The sequence below is a fragment of the Collinsella sp. AF14-35 genome, from assembly GCF_003464565.1.
Lineage (GTDB): Bacteria > Actinomycetota > Coriobacteriia > Coriobacteriales > Coriobacteriaceae > Collinsella.
Map to the genome: position 1 here is coordinate 33,191 of NZ_QRZD01000005.1, position 21,585 is coordinate 54,775.

The 21,585-nt window shown below is 61.0% G+C and carries 16 protein-coding genes, 3 tRNA genes and 1 pseudogene; 12 read left to right on the forward strand and 8 right to left on the reverse strand.

The annotated features are described in order from the left end of the window. The first annotated feature begins 22 nt into the window (after positions 1-22). Genes sufC through sufU form a run of 5 tightly spaced genes read left to right on the forward strand, consistent with a single transcriptional unit; the run spans position 23 to position 5,268 of the window. Complete coding sequence (gene sufC / locus DWW12_RS02790; protein ID WP_117854889.1) at positions 23-823, forward strand: Fe-S cluster assembly ATPase SufC; 801 nt, start codon at positions 23-25, stop codon at positions 821-823. A gap of 12 nt (positions 824-835) precedes the next feature. Next, entirely contained in the window at positions 836-2,248 is a 1,413-nt protein-coding gene (sufB, locus tag DWW12_RS02795) for a Fe-S cluster assembly protein SufB (RefSeq protein ID WP_117854891.1), read from the forward strand. Further along, the gene (locus DWW12_RS02800) at positions 2,248-3,519 is read left to right on the forward strand and encodes a SufD family Fe-S cluster assembly protein (protein WP_117854892.1); all 1,272 of its coding nucleotides are present in this window, start codon (positions 2,248-2,250) and stop codon (positions 3,517-3,519) included. Before sufB ends, DWW12_RS02800 begins: the two co-directional genes overlap by 1 nt. After that, positions 3,516-4,841: an aminotransferase class V-fold PLP-dependent enzyme gene (locus tag DWW12_RS02805; protein ID WP_197032756.1), complete on the forward strand. Its 1,326-nt coding sequence runs from the start codon at positions 3,516-3,518 to the stop codon at positions 4,839-4,841. Before DWW12_RS02800 ends, DWW12_RS02805 begins: the two co-directional genes overlap by 4 nt. Next, complete coding sequence (gene sufU / locus DWW12_RS02810; protein ID WP_117583738.1) at positions 4,834-5,268, forward strand: Fe-S cluster assembly sulfur transfer protein SufU; 435 nt, start codon at positions 4,834-4,836, stop codon at positions 5,266-5,268. The genes DWW12_RS02805 and sufU overlap by 8 nt, the downstream gene beginning before the upstream one ends. 65 nt (positions 5,269-5,333) lie before the next feature. On the opposite strand, the gene DWW12_RS02815 is transcribed toward sufU, so the two are convergent. Beyond that, positions 5,334-6,134 (reverse strand): transposase, encoded by an 801-nt coding sequence (locus DWW12_RS02815; protein WP_117854894.1) that lies wholly within the window; start codon positions 6,132-6,134, stop codon positions 5,334-5,336. Between the two features lie 403 nt (positions 6,135-6,537). On the opposite strand from DWW12_RS02815, the gene DWW12_RS02820 reads away from it, so the two are divergent. The 5 genes and pseudogenes from DWW12_RS02820 to dinD all read left to right on the forward strand — a co-directional run. After that, positions 6,538-7,272, forward strand: a complete 735-nt coding sequence (locus DWW12_RS02820) for an iron-sulfur cluster assembly scaffold protein (RefSeq protein WP_006235554.1) — start codon at positions 6,538-6,540, stop codon at positions 7,270-7,272. An 18-nt stretch (positions 7,273-7,290) separates the two neighbouring features. Then, complete coding sequence (locus tag DWW12_RS02825; RefSeq protein ID WP_117790827.1) at positions 7,291-8,295, forward strand: GGGtGRT protein; 1,005 nt, start codon at positions 7,291-7,293, stop codon at positions 8,293-8,295. Between the two features lie 256 nt (positions 8,296-8,551). Continuing rightward, positions 8,552-10,078, forward strand: coding sequence for an FAD-dependent oxidoreductase (locus DWW12_RS02830; RefSeq protein WP_117854895.1), 1,527 nt, complete (start codon positions 8,552-8,554; stop codon positions 10,076-10,078). A 161-nt stretch (positions 10,079-10,239) separates the two neighbouring features. Beyond that, positions 10,240-10,383 carry a hypothetical protein gene (locus tag DWW12_RS09925; protein WP_199570650.1) on the forward strand — a complete coding sequence of 48 codons (144 nt, stop codon included), beginning with the start codon at positions 10,240-10,242 and terminating at the stop codon, positions 10,381-10,383. A gap of 12 nt (positions 10,384-10,395) precedes the next feature. Beyond that, positions 10,396-11,100: pseudogene (gene dinD / locus DWW12_RS02835) on the forward strand (DNA damage-inducible protein D); the annotation flags it as partial. Between the two features lie 264 nt (positions 11,101-11,364). Here the strand turns inward: dinD and DWW12_RS02840 are convergent. The 3 genes from DWW12_RS02840 to DWW12_RS02850 form a co-directional block, all read right to left on the reverse strand. Beyond that, positions 11,365-11,437, reverse strand: a tRNA-Lys gene (locus DWW12_RS02840). Positions 11,438-11,480: 43 nt separating this feature from the next. Next, a tRNA-Lys gene (locus DWW12_RS02845) sits at positions 11,481-11,556 on the reverse strand. A 22-nt stretch (positions 11,557-11,578) separates the two neighbouring features. Next, a tRNA-His gene (locus DWW12_RS02850) sits at positions 11,579-11,655 on the reverse strand. Between the two features lie 166 nt (positions 11,656-11,821). Between DWW12_RS02850 and DWW12_RS02855 the strand changes: the two genes are divergently transcribed. Beyond that, complete coding sequence (locus tag DWW12_RS02855; RefSeq protein WP_055252293.1) at positions 11,822-13,003, forward strand: pyridoxal phosphate-dependent aminotransferase; 1,182 nt, start codon at positions 11,822-11,824, stop codon at positions 13,001-13,003. A gap of 136 nt (positions 13,004-13,139) precedes the next feature. Then, positions 13,140-14,030 (forward strand): ROK family protein, encoded by an 891-nt coding sequence (locus DWW12_RS02860; protein WP_055252294.1) that lies wholly within the window; start codon positions 13,140-13,142, stop codon positions 14,028-14,030. Positions 14,031-14,144: 114 nt separating this feature from the next. Here DWW12_RS02860 and DWW12_RS02865 read toward each other — a convergent pair whose 3' ends face one another. The 4 genes from DWW12_RS02865 to argS all read right to left on the reverse strand — a co-directional run bounded on the left by DWW12_RS02865 (position 14,145) and on the right by argS (position 21,273). After that, positions 14,145-14,594, reverse strand: a complete 450-nt coding sequence (locus DWW12_RS02865) for a VanZ family protein (protein ID WP_117842594.1) — start codon at positions 14,592-14,594, stop codon at positions 14,145-14,147. Positions 14,595-14,601: 7 nt separating this feature from the next. Beyond that, positions 14,602-16,002 carry a hypothetical protein gene (locus tag DWW12_RS02870; protein WP_117772975.1) on the reverse strand — a complete coding sequence of 467 codons (1,401 nt, stop codon included), beginning with the start codon at positions 16,000-16,002 and terminating at the stop codon, positions 14,602-14,604. Between the two features lie 313 nt (positions 16,003-16,315). After that, positions 16,316-18,889 (reverse strand): transcription termination factor Rho, encoded by a 2,574-nt coding sequence (rho, locus tag DWW12_RS02875; protein ID WP_369832404.1) that lies wholly within the window; start codon positions 18,887-18,889, stop codon positions 16,316-16,318. Between the two features lie 530 nt (positions 18,890-19,419). Continuing rightward, positions 19,420-21,273, reverse strand: coding sequence for an arginine--tRNA ligase (argS, locus tag DWW12_RS02880; protein ID WP_117563961.1), 1,854 nt, complete (start codon positions 21,271-21,273; stop codon positions 19,420-19,422). Positions 21,274-21,585 lie beyond the last annotated feature (312 nt).

Here is a 21,585-nt window from a genome sequence, read left to right on the forward strand (position 1 = left end):
ACCATATACAGAGAGGGACAGCATGAGCGCAAATCCGCTGCTTTCCATCGAAGGTCTGACCGCCTCCGTGGACGAGAAGACCATCCTCCACAACGTCAACCTCAACGTCGCCGCCGGCGAGACCCACGTGCTGATGGGCCCCAACGGCGCCGGCAAGTCCACCCTCGGCCACCTGGTCATGGGCGACCCCGTCTACACGGTCAACGACGGACGTATCGTCTTTGACGGCCAGGACATCACCGAGCTCACCACCGACAAGCGTTCGCGCGCCGGCCTGTTTCTGAGCTTCCAGGCCCCGGTCGAGATCCCGGGCGTGCCGCTGTCGAGCTTTTTGCGCGCCAGCATCGCCGGCCGCCCCGGCCTGGAGATGAAGGGCAAGGAGTTCCGACGTCGCGTCAAGGAGCTCGCGGCCGAGCTTAACATGGATACCTCCTACCTCAACCGTGAGCTGGGCGTGGGCTTCTCGGGCGGCGAGAAAAAGAAGGTCGAGATGCTCCAGCTTCTGCTGCTGCAGCCCAAGCTCGCCATCCTAGACGAGACCGACTCCGGCCTGGACGTCGACGCGCTTTCCACCGTCAGCCACGGCATGGACGCCTACCGCAAGAGCTGCGACGGCTCCATGCTCATCATCACGCACAACACGCGCATCCTGGAGCACTTGGGTGTCGACCGCGTCCACGTTATGGTCAAGGGTCACATCGTGCGCGAGGACGACGCCTCGCTCATCCCCTGGATCGACAAGAACGGCTTTGAGACCTTCGAGCGCGAGGCCGCCGAGCAGCGCGCCCAGGCCGAGGCCGCCGCTGCCGAGCAGCAGGCGTAAAGGGGCGACGTAATGACCAAGAACCGCACCGAGGTCGCGGACATCGACCGCAGCCTCTACGACTTCACCTATGGCGAGGAGGGATTCGAGCGCCTCGACGCCGGCATCACGCCCGACATCGTGCGCGAGATCAGCGCCAAAAAGGACGAGCCGCAGTGGATGCTCGACCTGCGCTTAAAGTCCCTCGAGATCTTCAACCGTTTTCCCGACCCGACGTGGGGCCCCTCCATCGAGGGCCTGGACATGGACAACATCGTCACCTACGTCAAGCCCAACACCGACCAAAAGCACGACTGGGAGTCGGTGCCCGACGACATCAAGAACACCTTTGAGCGCTTGGGCATCCCAGAGGCCGAGCGCAGCTACCTGGCAGGCGTCGGCGCGCAGTACGACTCCGAGCTCGTCTACCACAACATGCAGGACACGGCGTCCAAGATGGGCATCGTCTACTCCGGTATTGAAGAAGCCCTGCACGATCCACAGTGGGAACCGCTCATCCACGAGAAGTTTATGACGCTCATCCCGCCCACCGACCACAAGTTTGCGGCCCTGCACGGCGCCGTATGGTCGGGCGGCTCGTTTGTCTACGTGCCCAAGGGCACCAAGCTCGACTTCCCGCTGCAGAGCTACTTCCGCCTCAACGCCAAGGGTGCCGGCCAGTTTGAGCACACGCTCATCATCGTCGAGGACGATGCCGACCTGCACTTTATCGAGGGTTGCTCCGCGCCCAAGTACAACGTGGCCAACCTCCACGCCGGCGCCGTCGAGCTCTTTGTGGGCAAGCGTGCGCACCTGCGCTACTCGACCATCGAGAACTGGTCCAAGAACATGTACAACCTCAACACCAAGCGTGCGCGCGTGGACGAGGACGGCGACATCGAGTGGATCAGCGGCTCCTTCGGTAGCCACGTGGGCTACCTCTACCCCATGAGCGTGCTTAACGGCCGACGCGCCCGCTCGAGCTTTACCGGCATCACCTTTGCCGGCGCCGGTCAGAACCTCGACACCGGCTGCAAGGTCGTGCTCAACGCGCCCGATACCTCGGCAACCGTCGAGACCAAAGGCATCTCCAAGAGCGGCGGCATCCAGACCTTCCGCAGTTCCATCGTGGCCACACCCAAGGCCGAGGGCTCCAAGGCAACCGTGAGCTGCCAGTCGCTGATGCTCGACGACCAGAGCCGCTCCGACACCATTCCGGCCATGGACATCCGCGCCAAGAACGTCGACATCGGCCACGAGGCCACCATCGGCCGCATCGGCGACGACAAGGTGTTCTACCTGATGAGCCGCGGCATCTCGGAGGAAGAGGCCCGCACCATGATCGTCAACGGCTTTGCCAACCCGGTCTCCAAGGAGCTACCGCTGGAGTACGCCGTCGAGATGAACAACCTGATCAAGCTCGAGATGGAAGGAGCGATCGGATAATGAAACAGGAAACCAACACCGCTGCTACCACACTCGAGCAGGTCAACGCGATGCCGGCTGCCACTTGGGGCTGGCTCAAGATGAACCAGACCAAGCTCGAGCTTTCGGACGAACTTGCCGCCGCTCCCGCCGAGGCCGTCGAGGTCATGGGGCTGGACGAGCAGCTCTGCGGCGCCGCCGACGCCTTCGACGCCGCCATGGACGCCATGGCCGAGCGCTTCCCCGAGCGCCGCGCCTCCGCCCCCGGCGACGCTGCCGACCGTGCCCGCATCACGCCCGAGACCGAGCTCGACGTGCCCGCCACCTCCGTCTACCAGGCCGGTGCCATTAAGCTCGAGGAGGAGCTCTCCCCCGCTGAAGCCTTCGAAACCGGCATGGGCGAGGCTGCCTACGCCTACTTGGCCGAGCACGCTACCAAGCGCATCGTCATCGATGTGCCCGCATACAAGCACGCCACGGTTGCTGTGCGCGTGAGCGGTGTCGATGCCGCCGCGGCCATCGCCGCCATCGACGTCGTCGCCCGCCCGCAGGCAACGCTCGACCTGCATATTGCCCTGGACTCCCCCGTTGCCGGCGAGGGTGTCGTGGGCTCCGTGCTACGCGTGTGCTCCCACGAGTACGCCATCGTCAACGTGACCTGCACGCAGACGCTCGACGATAGCTGGATCGCGCTCGACGACACCGGCCTGTTCCTGGACGAGGGTGCGCGCGTCAACGTGCAGCACACCGTCCTGGGTGCCGGCGCCAGCGCCACCGGCCTTGCCGGCGACCTGCTGGGCGATACCGCCAAGGTCACCATCGATACCGATTACCTGGGCGCCCGCGAGCAGGTGCGCGACTTTAACTACGAGCTGCGCCACCGCGGTCGCAAAACCGAGTGCGAGATCGACGCCAACGGCGTACTGACCGGCACGTCAAAGAAGGTCTATCGCGGCACCATCGACCTCGTGCACGGCTGCAAGGGTGCAACCGGCACCGAGCGCGAGACGGTGCTTTTGGCCAACAAGGGCGTCGACAACAAGACCGTCCCCGTCATCCTGTGCGACGAGGACGACGTCGCCGGCAACCACGGTGCCACCATCGGCCACGTCCGCGACGAGCAGCTGTTCTATCTCGCCTGCCGCGGTCTTGACCAAAACGCCGCCGAGGACCTGTTCATCCGCGCCAAGCTGGAGGACGCCGCGCTTTCCGCCACCGACGAGCGCACCCGCGCCGCCGTCGTCCGCCTGGGCAACAACCTGATCGACAACTTTGAGGAGGAGCTCGCATGATCGATACCGAGCACGTTAAATGTGACACCTGTACCGCACCGGAGCCTATGGAGCTCGACGCCAGCGACGAGGCTTCGCGCGGCTGGCCCACCGTAGATATCGAGACCAACCCCTACAAGGGCCAGTTCCCGCTGTTCCAGCAGCACCCCGAGATCGCTTTCCTCGATAGCGCCGCCACCGCGCAGCGCCCTGCCCGTGTGCTCGACGCCGAACGCGACTTCTACCAGCGCATGAACGCCAACCCCCTGCGCGGCCTGTACTCGCTGTCCGTCGAGGCCACCGACGCCATCGCGAAGGTCCGCCAGCAGATCGCTGACCTCATCGGCGCCTCACAGGCCAACGAGGTCGTCTTCACCCGCAACACGAGCGAATCGCTCAACCTGGTCGCCAAGAGCTTTGCGCCCACAGTGCTCGAACCGGGTGACGAGGTCGTCATCACCATCATGGAGCACCACTCCAATCTGATTCCGTGGCAGCAGGTCTGCCGCGAGACCGGCGCCAAGCTCGTCTACCTCTACCCCACCAAGACCGGCCAGCTCACCACCGAGGAGGTTCTTGCCAAGGTGGGTCCCAAGACCAAGATCCTGGCCGTGGGACAGGTCTCCAACGTGCTGGGCGTCGAGAACCCGGTCAAGAACCTTGGCAAACTCGTGCACAAGTACGGCGGCTACCTGGTCGTCGACGGCGCGCAGTCGCTGCCGCACATGCCGGTCGATGTGGCCGACCTGGGCGCCGACTTCTTTGCCTTTAGTGCGCACAAGGCCATGGGCCCCATGGGCATCGGCGTGCTGTGGGGCAAGATGGACCTGCTCAACGCCATGCCGCCCATGCTTACCGGCGGCGAGATGATCGATTCGGTCACCGAGCAGAACGCTGTCTGGGCTCCCGTCCCCGAGAAGTTCGAGGCCGGCACGCAGGACGCCGCCGGCATCTTCGCCACGGGCGCCGCACTCGATTACCTGGTCAACACGGTGGGTTACGAGAACATCCAGGCACGCGAGCAGGCACTCGTCCACTACCTGATGGGCGAGCTTATGCAGCTCGACTTTGTCCAGATCATCGGCTCCATCTATTGGGACAACCACCACGGCGTCGTGAGCTTTAACGTCAAGGGCATCCACCCGCACGACGTAGCGAGCATCATGGACATGGACGGCGTCTGCATTCGCGCCGGCCACCACTGTGCGCAGCCGCTGCTCACCTGGCTGGGCGTCGAGAACCTTGCCTGCTGCCGCGCCAGCGTGGCCTTCTACAACGACAAGGCCGATATCGACAAGTTCATCGCCGGCCTGCATCACGTTTGGAGCACGTTCAATGGGTAATCTGTACACCTCCACCACGTTTATGGAGCACAACTCGCACCCCGACTACAAGTACGAGATGGACGCCCCCACGCACGAGCACGACGGCATCAACCCCAGCTGCGGAGACGAGCTCACCTTGCAGCTACGTGTCGAGAACAACGTGATCGAGGAGGCGTCCTTTACCGGCCACGGCTGCGCCATTAGCCAGGCCAGCGCCGACATCATGGCCGACCTCATCACCGGCGAGACCGTCGAGGAAGCTCGCCGCTTGGCAGAGCTCTTCCTCGCCATGATCCGCGGCGAGCAGCTCTCCGAGGAGGACTTGGAAGACCTGGACGAGGCCGCCCAGCTCCAGGACATCTCGCACATGCCCGCCCGCGTCAAATGCGCCGAGCTCGCCTGGCGCACCCTCGACGGCATGCTCACGGGACAAAATAATCAGTAGTATTTGTCCCAAATCTTAAGAATTTTGTTGGCCGAATCGCTTGACAAGAGTGGTTCGGCCATTTTCTATTCCGAGCCCTCAGCCTGAGCATTCACCCGAACATAAGCGCGCACGATACGAGAGACGGTACTCTTGCTGATTCCCGTATATCGTTCGATCTCGCGCACCGTGTAGCCGACATCGTGCAGGGCGAAAATGATTCCATCTCGCCGCGAGGGCGCTACGGTCTTGAGTTCGTTGAGCGGCACGCCCAGGCGCTTCGCCATCTTGTCGGCAAACGCACGCCGCTCCCACTCTGTCTCATCCATATCGTGAATCACCGGATCGGAACCATCGGGCATCGACAGAGAATAATCCAGAAACCCCTTGGCAGACTCAAAGAGCTCAAGCACACAAGAAGGGTCCGAAAATCCCCTCGTCGTATCGTTGTCATACGCTCTCAGATACTCGGCAAAGCTGCTCCAGGGATAACGCTCGATCAGGGCGATACCCGCCTCCTGCGGATTAGCGTGAACATAGCGAATGGCAGCCATTAGATAACGGTCGGTATCGAGCGAGCGCCGGTCAAAACGGTTCTGGAACAGATGACCCGTGCGCCCCGTGCGCTTATTGAACCGCCGCGCGTACGTCAAAAGCAGCCGGTGCATCGCCGCGCTCATCGCGTCCTCGTAATCTGCAAGCACCAGATGCACGTGATTGCCCATAAGGCACCAGGCGATAACCGTCACGCCCACCTCGCGGCAGCACTCGCGCATCAGCTCCAAAAACTCCCACCGGTCTTCATCGCCCTCAAAGATGAGCTGCTTGCCCACACCGCGGGCACAGACATGGTAAAAGCCGGTAACCGTTCTCCAAACGCGCTGCATGGCGCTCCCTTCGCCGGGATCTGATTGCCATCCAATACAGCACGATTGAAGCGTGCCATCAAAACATTCACGCAAAACAATACACTCGCGCGGCCAAAGGCAGTAAACGGGCGGCGAACGGCACCGTTGCAACAGGTCAACCCCTGCAACGCTTACAAGAGCTGACCAAAAGCTTGCCCAAGACGAACCCCCTCTACGGAAGTTCGCGACCACAGAACATATAGTTAAACCGTTTCAATTAAAACTTCCGGACTTCTCGCTACGAAAACTGAGCCGTTCGCCGAATATTCCGTGCATTTCGCGGTATTATAGGGGCTGCATGTCATGTCCCTTTCGAAGGGTCGCCCGGCAATCGCCAGCCACGACCCCCAGACGGGACGCCAACACGATAGAGAGGAGAGGCATGCAGTACTCACAGGAAGTGGAGAACATGTGCCCCGTTGCCAAGGGTGCATACCACGGCCCCGCACCCATCCCCGAGGAGGGCAAGTGGGTCCAGGCTAAGGAGATTTCCGACATCTCCGGTCTTACGCACGGTGTGGGTTGGTGCGCACCTCAGCAGGGCGCCTGCAAGCTCACGCTGAACGTCAAGGACGGCATCATCGAGGAGGCCCTCGTTGAGACCATCGGCTGCTCGGGCATGACTCACTCTGCTGCCATGGCTTCCGAGATCCTTCCCGGTAAGACCATCCTCGAGGCCCTCAACACCGACCTCGTCTGCGACGCCATCAACGTTGCTATGCGCGAGATCTTCCTGCAGATCGTTTACGGCCGCAGCCAGACCGCGTTCTCCGAGGGCGGCCTGCCCGTGGGCGCCTCCCTCGACGACCTCGGCAAGGGCCTTCGCTCTCAGGTCGGTACCATGTTCGGCACCAAGGCCAAGGGCGCTCGTTACCTCGAGCTCGCTCAGGGCTACGTCACCCGCATGGCTCTCAACGACAAGAACGAGATCATCGCGTTCGAGTTCCTGAACCTCGGCAAGTTCACCGACGCCGTCAAGGCCGGCAAGACCCCCGAGGAGGCCATCGCTGGCGCTATGGGCCACTATGGTCAGTGGGAGAACGCTGCCAAGTACATCGACCCGCGCACCGACGAGGAGACTCACTCCGTCGCCAGCGTGTTCCCGGTTCACGAGTAGAAAGGGAGGGAAATAACTATGACTGTTACGTTCGAAGGTTACGAGCGCCGCGCTGACAAGATCAACAAGTGCCTCGCCGACAACGGCATCGCCTCCCTCGAGGAAGCTCTGCAGATCTGCACCGACAAGGGCTTCAACCCGCGTGAGATCGTCAACAACACCCAGTCCATCGCCTTCCAGAACGCCGAGTGGGCCTACACCCTCGGCTGCGCTCTCGCTGTCAAGCGTGGCGCCAAGACCGCTTCTGAGGCTGCCGCCATCATCGGCGAGGGCATCCAGGCCTTCACCGTTCCCGGCTCCGTCGCTGAGGACCGCAAGGTCGGTCTGGGCCACGGCAACCTGGGCGCTATGCTGCTCTCCGACGACACCGAGTGCTTCGCCTTCCTGGCCGGCCATGAGTCCTTCGCTGCCGCTGAGGGCGCTATCGGCCTGGCTCTGAACGCCAACAAGGCTCGCAAGAAGCCGCTGCGCGTTATCCTTAACGGTCTGGGCAAGGACGCCGCCCAGATCATCGCCCGCATCAACGGCTTCACCTATGTGAAGACCCAGTTCGACTACTACACGGGCGAGCTCAAGGTCGTCGAGACCATCCCCTACTCCGATGGTCCCCGCGCTGCCGTTAACTGCTACGGCTCCGACGACGTCCGCGAGGGCGTTGCCATCATGTGGCACGAGAACGTCGACATCTCGATCACCGGTAACTCCACCAACCCCACGCGCTTCCAGCACCCCGTCGCTGGCACCTACAAGAAGGAGCGCATCGAGGCTGGCAAGAAGTACTTCTCCGTCGCTTCTGGTGGCGGCACTGGCCGTACCCTGCACCCGGACAACATGGGCGCCGGCCCTGCCTCTTACGGCATGACCGACACCATGGGCCGTATGCACTCCGACGCCCAGTTCGCCGGTTCTTCCTCCGTGCCTGCGCACGTCGACATGATGGGTCTCATCGGCATGGGCAACAACCCCATGGTCGGTGCCACCGTCGCCTGCGCTGTCGCTGTCGAGGAGGCCCTCAAGGCCTAATCGCGCCCGCGCGATGCTCATATAGTTGAGCTTTGGAGCCGCTACCTTTCGAGGTAGCGGCTCTTTTTGTTTACGCTGTCGCAGGGTAGCTAATGCCGATATACCAGTTGGGGCGAAATACGAGATGAGACGAGATGGAACGTCAAAGTGTCCATGACACCCACCTGCCATAATTGCCCTTTACCGATTTGCCGAGTCTTTGCGGCCCCATTGCCGATCACCCGTGCGACAATGCGCCGGACGAGAAAGGAATCCGATGGAATCGACTGATGTACTGGTAATTGGATCTGGCATTGCGGGCCTTTGCGCCGCCATCGAAGCGGCGCGCGCGGGCGTGACCGTCACTGTGGCAAGCGCCGGCAAGACTATGAGTGGATCAAGCTTCTTCCCCGGAACCTGGGGCTTGGGGCTTATCGGACCCGTTAACGAAGACGACGAACAAGACCTTATCGATACCATCCAGACCGTTGGTGGCGGCGTCGCCGACCCCGATCTTGTCCAGACGTTTGTCCACAGCATTCCCCAGGCAATTGAATGGCTCGAGCAAGACCTGGGTGTTGAGCTCCAGCGTCCGCAAAGCGCTGAAAGCGCTCAGCAAAAGCAATTTATCCCCTGCTTTGACCACAAGACGCGCATGTGGCGCGGCCTCACCCGCAAGCCCCTTGAGGACGCTCTGACGACCCGGATCGAGTCGCTCGGCATTCGCCTGCTCCCCCGCCATGAGCTTATCGACCTTGTTGAGGACACGAACGGCAGAATAACCGGAACCATGCTCTACGACCTCACCGAAAATCGAATCGTGCCCTTTGCTGCCAAGGCCACGATCATCGCAACCGGTGGCACAGGCGGCCTGTTCGAGCGCAGCCTTACGTCGGCTGATGTGCTCAGCTCCTCGCAGGCCATCGCGCTGGCGCACGGCGCAACACTTACTAATATAGAGTTCATGCAGATGATGCCCGGCTTCATCGAGCCCAAGCGCAACCTGGTCTTCAACGAGAAAACCTGGCGCTACGTACATGTAGACCAGCCGGTAGATATTGCCGACGACAAGCTGGACGACCTGCTTGAGCAACGCTCCGGATACGGTCCCTTCACTTCGCGCCTGGCTTCCAGCGCCATCGATCTCGTCATCGATCAGGCAGGTGTCGAAGGCCTGGCACTCCACTACGACTTTCCCCGCGAAGATGTCCCAGAGTTTGTGCAGACCTTTGCCACCTGGCTGCAAGACGAGCACGGCATCGCCCCGACTGACGAGATGCGCGTTGCGATGTATGCCCACGCCGCTAACGGCGGCATCAAGATCGATAAGACCGCGCAAACGGGCGTTGAGGGCCTCTACGCTTGCGGTGAGGCGACAGGCGGCATGCACGGCGCCGACCGCATTGGTGGCTTGTCAAGCGCCAACGGCATCGTGTTCGGGCGCATCGCGGGCGCATCGGCAGCCCAAGCAGCACAGAAAGAGCCCGAGACAGCCCTGAAGGCGGATATCGCCCTCCCCCAGTACGGCATAGCCGCAACAGATGCCGAACGCCTGACACACAGCCTAAGGCACACGATGAGCACCTATTGCATGATCAACAGGACCGAAACAGGCCTATCCGAGGCACTACACGAGCTTGAGGGCTTGAAGACGGAGGCAACGACCTTGAGCACACAGAAAGCCCAGGACAGCGAAGTCGCAGCCCTCGCCCGCCTGCAATCGCAGATTCAACTAGCACAGGAAATGGTCAAAGCCATGCGCAAACGAACCGAAAGCCTCGGATCGCACTATCGAGCGGACTAATTCGAACACCCATCTAAAGCAGAACACAACTAATCGATATCTATGGGCCCCGTGAGCTCGAAGTGGCACGGGGCCCATTCGTGTCCGTACGGCAGCGTATCCTTGTTCTGAATACGGAGCGGGCAAAGCCCGCATAGACAATAGGCCAGCGAGGAGGAGATATGGACAGTAGAGATATCGAGAAGTGGCGTGTCGAACTTGATAGCTACGCCAATGTAGAAGACGGCGTTGAGTATTGGCTCGCACGAGATTTAATGGAACCCATGGGGTACACGCGATGGGAAAACTTCGCCGAAGTTGTTTAGAGGGCAAAAGTCTCGTGCGAAACAAACAAAACTCCAGTTGATTCCCATTTTCGTGACACCACGAAAATGGTAATTGCCGGTGTCGCCGCTCGCGCGGTTAAAGACTACAAACTTACGCGCTATGCATGCTATTTAATCGCCCAGAACGGAGATTCAAACAAGCCAGAGATTGCACTCGCCCAAGCATACTTTGCCGTGCAGACGCGCCGCCAAGAGCTCATAGAGCAGCGCTTCGCAGAGATTCAGCGCTTGCAGGCGCGCCACTCGCTATCCGATTCAGAGAAACAGCTCTCGGGTATTGCATTCAAACGCGGCGTGGACTCCAAAGGATTCGCGATCATCAAGTCGAAGGGCGATGAAGCGTTATTCGGCGGCAGAAGCACGGCGGAAATGAAGCAGCAGCTCGGCAAACCCAAGAGCGCGGCATTGGCGGACAGGTTAGCCGATGTCCTCATCAAAGCAAAGGACCTTACGAACTCGATGACGGCCTTCAACGCCGAGGAACACGACCTGTACGGTCTGGACCAGATCAAGCAAGAGCACGTCGAGAACAACACAAGCGTGCGTGGCAGCCTCATCGACCGCGGAATTGTACCCGAGAACCTACCGCCTGCCGAAGATACAAAGAAGCTCGAACGTCGCGTGAAAGCAGACGAGAAAAAGCTCAAGGAGGGTACAGACGGATTCACCGACCCCCAGGGCAGGCTCGACTTGTAAAGCGTCTGTGCCCTTACGGGTTCGGCCCCATGCGAGGTTAATAAAAAAGACGGCCAACCGAAGTTGACCGTCTTAACAATCTTTGGTGGGCCGTCAGGGGGTCAGCCTGCTTTGCAGGCGGCCGCTTCGGCGCTTTGCGCCTTGCGCGCTGCGCTGGTAAATGCTTACGCATTTCCTCAGCTTCGCGCCCCGACGGGTTCGACCCCATGCGAGGTCAACAAAAAAAGCGACCAGCCTAAGCCAGTCGCTTTAACATACTTTGGGTGGGCCGTCAGGGGGTCGAACCCTGGACCTTGGGATTAAGAGTCCCCTGCTCTACCAACTGAGCTAACGACCCAAAGCTAAAGTCCGTCGTAGCGGACTTTAGAGGAGATATCGTGTGGTGGGCCGTCAGGGGGTCGAACCCTGGACCTTGGGATTAAGAGTCCCCTGCTCTACCAACTGAGCTAACGACCCGATATCAACACGAAGCAAGAACTGGGGTGGGTAAAGGGACTCGAACCCTCGACCTACGGGACCACAACCCGTCGCTCTAGCCAACTGAGCTACACCCACCGTGTCCTGTGCGCTTCGCGCTCGACTATTATTGCAAGGAACGCCACGCGATGCAAGCCCCAATTTTCAAGAATTTTGAAAAGAGTTTTTCGAGACCATTTCGAGCAATTCCCACCGGTTTCATAGGAGTAAACTTGCCCCACTGCAAATGCTCGAAAGGACAAGCATGAAAGAACTCTCCAACCGTACGGCAACGTTTACCGATTCGGTCATCCGCCGCATGACGCGCATCTCCAATAAGTATGGCGCCGTCAACCTGTCGCAGGGCTTCCCCGACTTCGATCCCCCGGCGCAGCTGCTCAACAGCCTGAGCGCCATCGCCAGCGACCCCAAGCCGCTCTATCACCAGTACTCCATCACCTGGGGCTCCCAGGCCATGCGTGAGGCGCTTGCCGCCAAGCAGGAGCACTTTATGGGCATGCCGATCAACCCCAACGAGAACATCGTGGTCACCTGCGGCTCCACCGAGGCCATGATGGCCGCCATGATGACGGTCACAAACCCCGGCGACAAGGTCGTCATCTTCTCGCCATTCTACGAGAACTACGGCGCCGACACGATCCTCTCGGGTGCCGAGCCCATCTACGTGCCGCTTAACCCACCTGCGTTCGACTTTGACCGCGAGACACTCGAGGCGGCCTTCCGCGACAACGATCCCAAGGCCATCGTCCTGTGCAACCCTTCCAACCCCTGCGGCAAGGTCTTTACGCGCGAGGAGCTCACCTTAATCGCCGACCTCTGCAAAAAGTACGACGCCTACTGCATTACCGACGAGGTATACGAGCACATCGTCTACGCGCCCCACGAGCACGTCTATATGGCCACGCTGCCCGGCATGTTCGATCGAACCATCAGCTGCAGTTCGCTGTCTAAGACGTACTCCATCACCGGCTGGCGTCTGGGCTACACCATCGCCCCGGCCCAGATCACCGAGCGCATTAAAAAGGTCCACGACTTCCTCACCGTGGGTGCTGCCGCTCCCCTGCAGGAAGCTGTCGTCACCGCCCTCAAATTCGACGACAGCTATTACCAGGAGGTCCTCGACCTCTACACCGCCAAGCGCGACCTATTCTGTCAGGGGCTCGATAGCATCGGTCTTGAGCACAACGTGCCGCAGGGCGCCTACTATGTGATGATGGATATCTCGGAGTTTGGCTATGACAGCGACCTCGACTTCTGTGAGGATTTGGCCTCCAAGGTGGGCGTGGGCGCCGTTCCGGGCTCGAGCTTCTTCCGCGAGCCCGTCAACCATCTGATTCGTTTCCACTTTGCCAAGCGAGACGAGACGCTCAACGCTGCGCTTGAGAACCTCAAGTCGCTACGTGATAAAATCAACCCGCGCGGGTAAGGACGGTCAGTAACTAAAGGCACTAAAGAAACCTCGTGAACCCGTTGGGCCATGAGGTTTCTTTTTATAGCGACCTCATTTATTTTTTAGAGCGCTATACTTTAGTCACGGAGCAACTCGTCCAGAGAGGAATACTATGGCAGAGCAGCAGCTTATCGGAGCGCTCGAGGCCGGCGGCACCAAGATGGTCTGCGCCACGGGCTATGCAGACGGCACGGTCCTGGAACGCGAGCAGATTGCGACCACGACCCCGCAGGAGACCGTTGAGGCCGTCAACGCATGGTTTGCCGACAAGGACATCGCCGCGCTGGGCATCGGCGCCTTTGGCCCCACCGCAGTCAACCCTGCCTCGTCCCAATACGGCAAGATCCTGGAGACGCCCAAAACGGCATGGCGCTACTTTGACCTGCTGGGCACCATCCAAAACGAGCTCAATATTCCCTGCGGCTACGACACCGACGTCAACGTCGCCTGCCTGGGCGAGGTCACCTTTGGTTGCGCCCAGGGCCTCACTGACGTGGTGTATCTGACCATCGGTACCGGCGTGGGCGCCGGCGTGCTCTCGGGCGGTAAGCTCGTGCACGGCATGATGCATCCCGAGGCCGGTCACATCCTGGTCACGCGCGACCCGCGCGACACCATCGGCGAGCACAGCGGCTGCCCCTTCCACGACAACTGCCTCGAGGGCCTCATCGCCGGTCCCGGCGTCAAAAAGCGCTGGGGTGGCAAGAGCGCCGGAGAGATGGCCGATGACCCGGAGGCCATGGACCTGCTCGCCGGCTATCTGGCGCAGGCGCTCATGACCTACATCCTGTGCTACGCACCGCAAAAGATCGTCATCGGTGGCGGCGTGGCCGACCACACCCCCATCGTGCCGCTCGCGCGCAAGAAGTGCGCCGAGATGCTCAACGGCTACATCGTCACGCCCGAGATGGCCGACATCGATAGCTATATCGTCAACAACAGCCTCGAGGGCAAACAGGGCATTATGGGCTGCTTGGCCCTGGGCGCTCAGGCGCTTCAGTAGCAGACGCACCCACAGGGCGTGGCGCGCCCGGCAAATCCGACCTACGGAACGACGCCACCACGCCTCATATAAGCCCTCAAATAAAAAAGGCCGCCTAGGACCAAACAATACGTCCTAGGCGGCTTTTTTGGCGCGCATCAGCGGCCGTAAGAGATATCGGAGCACAACGCCCGTTGCCGCACCACAGCAGTCGATCATCACATCGGTGATCATGCCGGCGCGTCCCGGCACAAAGAGCTGAATCGTCTCGTCGATCGAAGGAATCAGCAGCAGGAACACCGCCGTGGGCAGCAGCACGTCAAAGGTGCGCCGGCCCTCAAAATCAAAGGCGTGCGTTGCCAAGATGCCGAGCACCATATACTCGGTAAAATGCGCGCATTTGCGAACAACAAAGTTGGTCACCCATTCATATGGAAGTCCCACGCCGCGCAGGAAACCGCGGATAGCTTCCATGACCGTTAGGCTCAGCGAACCCGACCCCGAGCCGGGAACCAGCGAATTGCCCCAGATCAAGAGCGCCATCAGGCAGGTCACGACCGCCCATTTTCGATTGATCTTAACCATGCAGAAGTTATGCCTCCGCGCGGAGCGGCGCGAAGCTGGCGGTACCGCCCTCGATAACGCTCAGATAGGCACGGCCCGTACGCTTGGCGGTAGAGGACTGCAGGCGCTCGATCTCTTCCTCGAGGATCTGATTGACGCGCTCGTGACGACGATTTTCCATAATGCCGGCGGCAATAGCCTCGGCTCGCTCGATGCCCTCGCGCGAGATACGGGCGGTATCCTCGGGGAACACAGCGCTGTGACGGCCGACATAGGCGGGTGCAGCAGGCTGAGGGGCAGCGACGGGAGCGGGAGCTGCAACAGGAGCAGGCTCGTCGATCTCGTCCAGAATCGCGGTGGCAGCGGCCCACATGTCCTCGTGGCCCGAGTAATCGGCCATGGGGACATCAACCTCGAGCGAGGCATCCGGAAGGTCGCCGGTGTCGATGCGATCTTGGGCATCAATCGATGCGGTGATGGCTGCAGGCTCATCGAGGTCATCGAGATCGATGTCAGCGGCACCGGAGATGATAGGCATGCTGGCGAGGTTTGCGTTGTACGGCGCAGCCTCAGCCGCCTGCTGCTGGGCAGGAGCGCCCCAAAGCGAGCTTTCGGCGGCACGGCGGGCGGCAACAGCCTCCTCGTCCGCGGTCATGGCTTCATCAACGTACGAATTATCGGCAGAAGCGTTCGCGTCCGCCGAGGTAGCGCTGTAGGCGTTATTGACCGCCGCATTGGCAACGAGTGCCACGAAAGCCGCCGTGCTGCCCGCAGGGGCGGCCTGGGAGCCCGACACGGCGCGTGCCGCGGCGGCGATATCATCGCGATTGAAGGAGCCGGTCTGCCCGCCGTTGGTGAGCTCGTCGATGGCGACTTGATAGACGTCGCGCGAGCGCGCAGGGTCGCAGCTCACCGGCGAATCGTCGTCGAGCATGCTGTCGATCATGGACCAAGCCTCGGCCTCGTCCATAGCATCTGCGGCTCGAGCGATGGTAGGGACACCATCATCGGCATGACGGCGCTGGAACGCACCAGTCAGGCCGGAAAGGAATGCCGAGGTAGACTGCTCCGACTGAGCCTGAGAAGCAGAAGCCGCAGCGTACGGAATCGCATCCTGCTGCTGAGCTGGAATCGAGGCGGTCTTGAACTCGCTTTGATGCTGATTGAGATTGGCGGCACCGCCCATGGCATCGGGCTGGAACAGACGCTCTTCACGCTGCGCACGATACTCGGAGATACCCAGCGAGGCGGCATAGATACCCACGCCCGCCACCGCGCCCACGGCGAAGGGAACTGCACCCGCCACGACCGTCTCGTTCACCGACGAAAACGGCAGCGTCGCGGCATACATAACCACGGGAGCGGCAAGGCCGATCCCGCACGAAAGTCCGGCAAGGACTGCTCGTTGTGTTGCATCAGAAGAAGCCATGAGCTCTCCCCATCTTCCAGCACCCAAATCGCATCATTCAGTTGGCTGCGCGAGAGAAGATGAAGCGGGGCTATGCCCCAAAGCAACGGTATATGGTTCGTTTCATCTGCGTTTTCCGTCGCGAAGCTTAAAAGTTATTATGCGAAACCGTCCTGTCGATTGCAAGTGACGATGTCGGATTGAAACGGGAAACCTGCTGCTCGTCGGTCTTACGGTCAAAAATAAGCGCGGAGCGGCGCTATAGAAAAGGGCCGAGGCTCAAAGCCCCGACCCTTTATCGCATTGATGACTATCGCTGCGCGTGGATGACAACCTAGAACGTCTGCTCGTAGTCGCTGTGTTTTTTGGCCGAACGCACCAGGAACTCCTGGTTGGTGTTGGTGCCCTTAAGACCCTTGATAAACGATGCGGCTGCGCGCTCGGTGTTGTTCATGCCGGCAAGAATGCGACGCAGACCAAAGACAAACGGACGCATCTGCTCGTCGACCAACAGGTCCTCGTTACGCGTACCGGAGGCAACGGGGTCGATAGCCGGGAAGATGCGGCGGTCGGCCAGGTCGCGGTCGAGCTTAAGCTCCATGTTGCCGGTGCCCTTGAACTCCTCAAAGATGACTTCGTCCATCTTGGAACCGGTGTCGATGAGGGCAGAGGCCAGGATGGTAAGCGAGCCACCGTTCTCGATATTGCGGGCTGCACCCAGGAAGCGCTTGGGCGGATATAGGGCCGCCGAATCGACGCCGCCCGAAAGGATGCGGCCCGAGGCGGGCGCCGCCAAGTTGTAGGCGCGGGCGAGGCGCGTGATGGAGTCGAGCACCACCACGACGTCGCCACCCAGCTCTACGATGCGCTTGGCGCGCTCGATGACGAGCTCTGCCACGCGGGTGTGGTTGTCGGCAGGCATATCGAAGGTCGACGCCACAACCTCACCCTTGATGGAACGCTGCATATCGGTGACCTCTTCGGGGCGCTCGTCGACGAGCAGGCAGATGAGGTGCACCTCGGGGTTGTTAATCGAGATGGACTGGCAGATCTTCTTGAGGATCGTGGTCTTGCCGGCCTTGGGCGGGGACACGATCAGGCCGCGCTGGCCCTTGCCAATCGGTGACACGATGTCGATGGCGCGACCGGTAATAGAGTCCTTGCCGTGCTCCATGCGCAGCGGCTCGTTGGGATAGACCGGGGTGAGGTCGCCGAACTTGGGACGGTTGCGAATCTGCTCGGGGTCCAGACCGTTGACGGTCGTGATTTTGGCGAGGCCGGCGCGCTTGTCGCCGCCGCGCGAAGGACGCAGCGAGCCCTCGATGACGTCGCCCGTGCGCAGGCGCGCGGAGCGGATGAGGTAGGCGGGCACGAAGGCGTCGTCGTTGGACTTCATGTAGCCATGGGCGTGGATGATGCCGGAGCTGTCCGGGCGAATCTGCAGAATGCCCTTGATGTCGCGGAAGCCCTCGGCCTTCGCAGCGGTGACGTAGATTTCCTCGACGAGCTCAGCCTTCTTTTTGCCGGTCGTCTCGATCTCGAACTCTTTTGCCTTCTCGCGCAGCTCGGCGACCTTCATGGCCGCAAGCTCCTCGCGCGAAAGCGTTGGCTCGGTGGGAGCGGCATTACGCTCCTTGTTGCGTTGCTTGCGATCGCGCTGGCGGTTGCGACGGTCGTTGTTGCGCTCGTCCTTGCGCTCGTTGCGCTCCTCGTTGCGCTTGTGCTGGCGACGGTTGGGGCGAGCGCCGTCTTCGCCCTCGGCGGGGGCGGCACCATCGGTTGCGGTGGTGTCAACATTGGCCGCAGCGGCGTCATTGGCCTCGGCGCCAGAATCAACCTGCGCTTCGACATCAGCATGCTGCTTGGCGGCCTTGGCCTTAACGGACTTCTTGCGACCGCGCTTGGGCTTCTCGGATGCAGGCTGTTCGACGTCCTGGGGCTCGACGGCATCAGTCGATGCATCGGCGGTCGTCTCGGCGGAATCCTCGGACGCACCCTTCTTGGCAGCCTTAGCCTTGGACGTGCGCTTAGCAGCAGTGCGACGGCTGCGACCGGGACGGACGTCGGCGGGCTCGGCATCGGCAGAAACGGCCTCGGAAGTCGTGGCATCCTGGACGGGTGCATCGGCAGCAGTTGAGGACTTGGCAGTCGCCGCAGCATCCCGAGCGGCAGCGGCTGCGGCTGCGGCCTTCTCGGCCTCGACAAAGGCCTTGGGCTTGCGACCGCGACGGTGCGGGCGCAAAGCCGGATCGACAACGGGAACTTCGCTGGCCTCGACAGGCGCAGCGGGCTCAACAGGCGATGTGCCCTCCCCTGCCGCGGAACGGACCGAAGCCTCAGTGGGCTCGGGGGTTACCTGTTCAGCAACCTGCTCGGCCTTAGCAGCCGTGCGACGGCGTGTGCGCGGTGCCGGCTTCTCGGTCGGCTGGTCGGCGGCAAGAACCTCGGTGGCGGCAGGAGTCTCGAGTACAGACGGAGCTGCAAGCTCGGTCAGAGCCGCGGCCTCGCGCTCGGCAGCACGACGGCGGGCGCGCACCACCTGAGCCTCGCTAATCTGCGCCAACGCACGTGCCTGCGCGACCTCATCGGAAATCGGCGCCGAGGAGTCAGCTGCAACGGTGAGCTTGGCGCGCGTCGTGCGCGTGGTACGGCGCTTTGGCTTGGTGACCTCCTCGCCGTCAGCGGCAGGCTTGGCCGTGCGGCGCGTGCGCTTGGGCTTTGCCGGAGCAGCCTCCTCACCAGTTGCAGGCACGGCCTTCTCAGCCGCTACAGGCATAGGCGTCGAAGCAGCCTTAGGCGTCTCAGGAGCCGAGGCTTGCGCGGGCGCCGCGACCTGGTCCGACGCAACCGGTGCAGCGGGAGCGGCCTGCGTCGTCGTTATTTCGTTTTCTTGCTGTTGATCAGACACAGTGTTTGCTCAACTTTCTTTTCAAGCCCTGTGATCACATGCTCCCTGCATAAACCTTCAGGGCGGCTAAACAGTCTAGTTCCGTTCAAAACGACGGACATCATTGATCTGTATCGAGATGATTGCGTCAACTACGCAGCGTTAGTGTAACACAACCGCCGCCACCTGCAACTTAGTCATTGGGGGGACGTTCTTAAACGACTAGTCAAAAGGGACACTCTTTGTTTGCCACCCACAAATCTGACTGCCTCCGCCAAAACTATGGCGGTTTACTACGATGAATCGCTCAACCGCGACCACTCCGAAACTTGTTGAACTAAAACCGCAGGTAGATGCCTTGCACTTTTTAGCAAAAAGCCGGCGTGGTTAGAATTCCTCAATTCATCGTAGTAAACCGGCATAGTTTCGCATTTCCAGCAGTTCCAAATTCATCAATACGTCGGCGTTTGCGAAAAAAGCCCGACCTCCGTAGAAGATCGGGCTTATAGGGCTCAGTTAAACCAAACCTACACGGTCAAATGACCCGCAGATTACATCTGCTCGGGCGCGGAAACGCCAACGAGGGTAAGCACCAGGGCGAGCGTCACGCGGACAGCGTCGCAAGCTGCCAGACGGGCGCGCGAAAGCTCGGGGTCGACGGGACGGCCCTCGCTCGGCAGAACCTGGCAGGCAGCGTAGAAGCTGTGGAAGTCGCCGGCGAGCTCCTCGGCAAAGTGGGTCAGACGGAACGGAGCGCGGTCGCGAGCACAGCTGGCGATCAGGTCGGTGAGCTCGTTGAGCTTGCGCGAAAGGGCGAGCTCGGTCGGGTCGGTCAGCAGCGAGTAATCGACGTTCTCACCGATGGCCTTGGCGGCAACGGCCTTCATGCCCATCTCGTCGGCCTGCTCGGCGGTAACGTCGGCGGCACGGCGCAGGATGGAGCACACGCGGGCGTGAGCGTACTGCACGTAATAGACCGGGTTGGAGTTGTCGCGCTTCTTAACGGCCTCGATGTCGAAGTCGACCATCTGGTTGGAGCTCTTGGAGATGAGCGTGTAGCGAGCGGCATCGGAGCCGACCTCGTCGACGAGCTCCTGCAGGGTCACCATGGTGCCCTTGCGCTTGGACATACGGACGGGCTTGCCGTTACGCAGCAGGTTGACGAGCTGGCCCAGCAGAACCTCAAACTTGCCGGGATAGCCAAGAGCGTCGCAGACGCAGCGTACGCGCTCGATGTAACCGTGGTGGTCGGCGCCCCAGATGTCGATGACGTGATCGACGCGCTGGAACTTATCCCAGTGATAGGCGACGTCGGAGGCGAAGTAGGTGTACTCGCCGTCGGACTTGATCAGGACGCGGTCCTTGTCGTCGCCCAGATCGGTGGAGCGGAACCACAGGGCGCCGTCCTTGGTGTAGAGGTAGCCCATCTTGTCGAGCTTCTCAAAAGCGCGGTCGACGGCGGAGGTGCCGGCGGTCTCGCCCTCGGTGTCCTTCACGTACAGCGAGCGCTCGGAGTACCAACGATCGAAGTCGCAGTTGACGGCGTGGCAGAGGTCGCGCATGTTATCGACCATCTTTACATAGCCGCGCTCGCGGAAGCTCTCCATGCGCTCCTGAGGATCGGCGTTGACCCACTTATCGCCGTCGGTGCGCCAGAACTCGGCGGCCTCGTCGATGATGTAGTCGCCGCCGTAAGAGTCCTTGCCCAAGGTCTCGGCAAAGTTGTCCTGATACGGATGGGTCTCGGGGTGCTCGTCGTTCTCGTCGGCAACAAAGGCGTCACGGTCGGCGATCAGCAGCTTGTGAGCCTCGTCGATATCAACGCCCTGCTTGGCGATGATGTCGGCAAGCTGCATATAGCGCGTGCTGATGGAGTTGCCGAAGGTGTTCATCTGAGAGCCGTGGTCATTGATGTAGAACTCACGCTGGATCTCATAGCCGGCGTGGTCCATAACGCGGCAGAGCGAATCGCCCAGCGCGGCCCAGCGGCCGTGGCCGATGTGCATGGGGCCGACGGGGTTGGCGGAAACGAACTCGACCTGGGTCTTCAGGCCACCACCGACGTTGGACTTAGCGAAGTCCATGCCCTTCTCGCGAGCCTCGCCAAAGATGGCATTCTTGACGGCAACGGAGAGGTAGAAGTTGATGAAACCGGGGCCTGCGATCTCAACCTTCTCGATCGCGGGATCCTCGGGCATATGGGCAACGATGGCCTCGGCGATCTTGCGCGGGGCGCAGTGGGCCAGCTTGGCGGACTTCAGGGCCATGGTAGAGGTCCACTCGCCATGAGAAGTGTCAGCCGGTCGCTCGATAGCGCAATCGTCAAGTTCAAATGCGGAAAGGTCGCCGGCCTCCTGGGCCGCAGCAAGCGCAGCGCGTACCAGCTCTTCAATCTTCTCGGGCATAGATCCTCCTTGTGTTAAAGCCCCCGAGCTCTTGGTCACTCGTAGGGCAAAAGCCAGAGTTTGTAGCACTCTATCACAAGCGAGGGGCACTGTCGCAGGGTAAAGCCAATCGAAATTGCATATGCACAAAATTGACTACAGCTTGTATGGAGTCACTCAAAGATGCCGGTCTGCCTGCAGATTATGCACGCGTTGAAAATGCATAAAGGTGTGAATGAGCTGTGTCTTTTATCGAATACTCTTACCTATCAGAGTTGTGTGCTTTTCCTGCATAAAGCGAGGATTTGCGCACGTCAGCGTGTTATTCTAGAC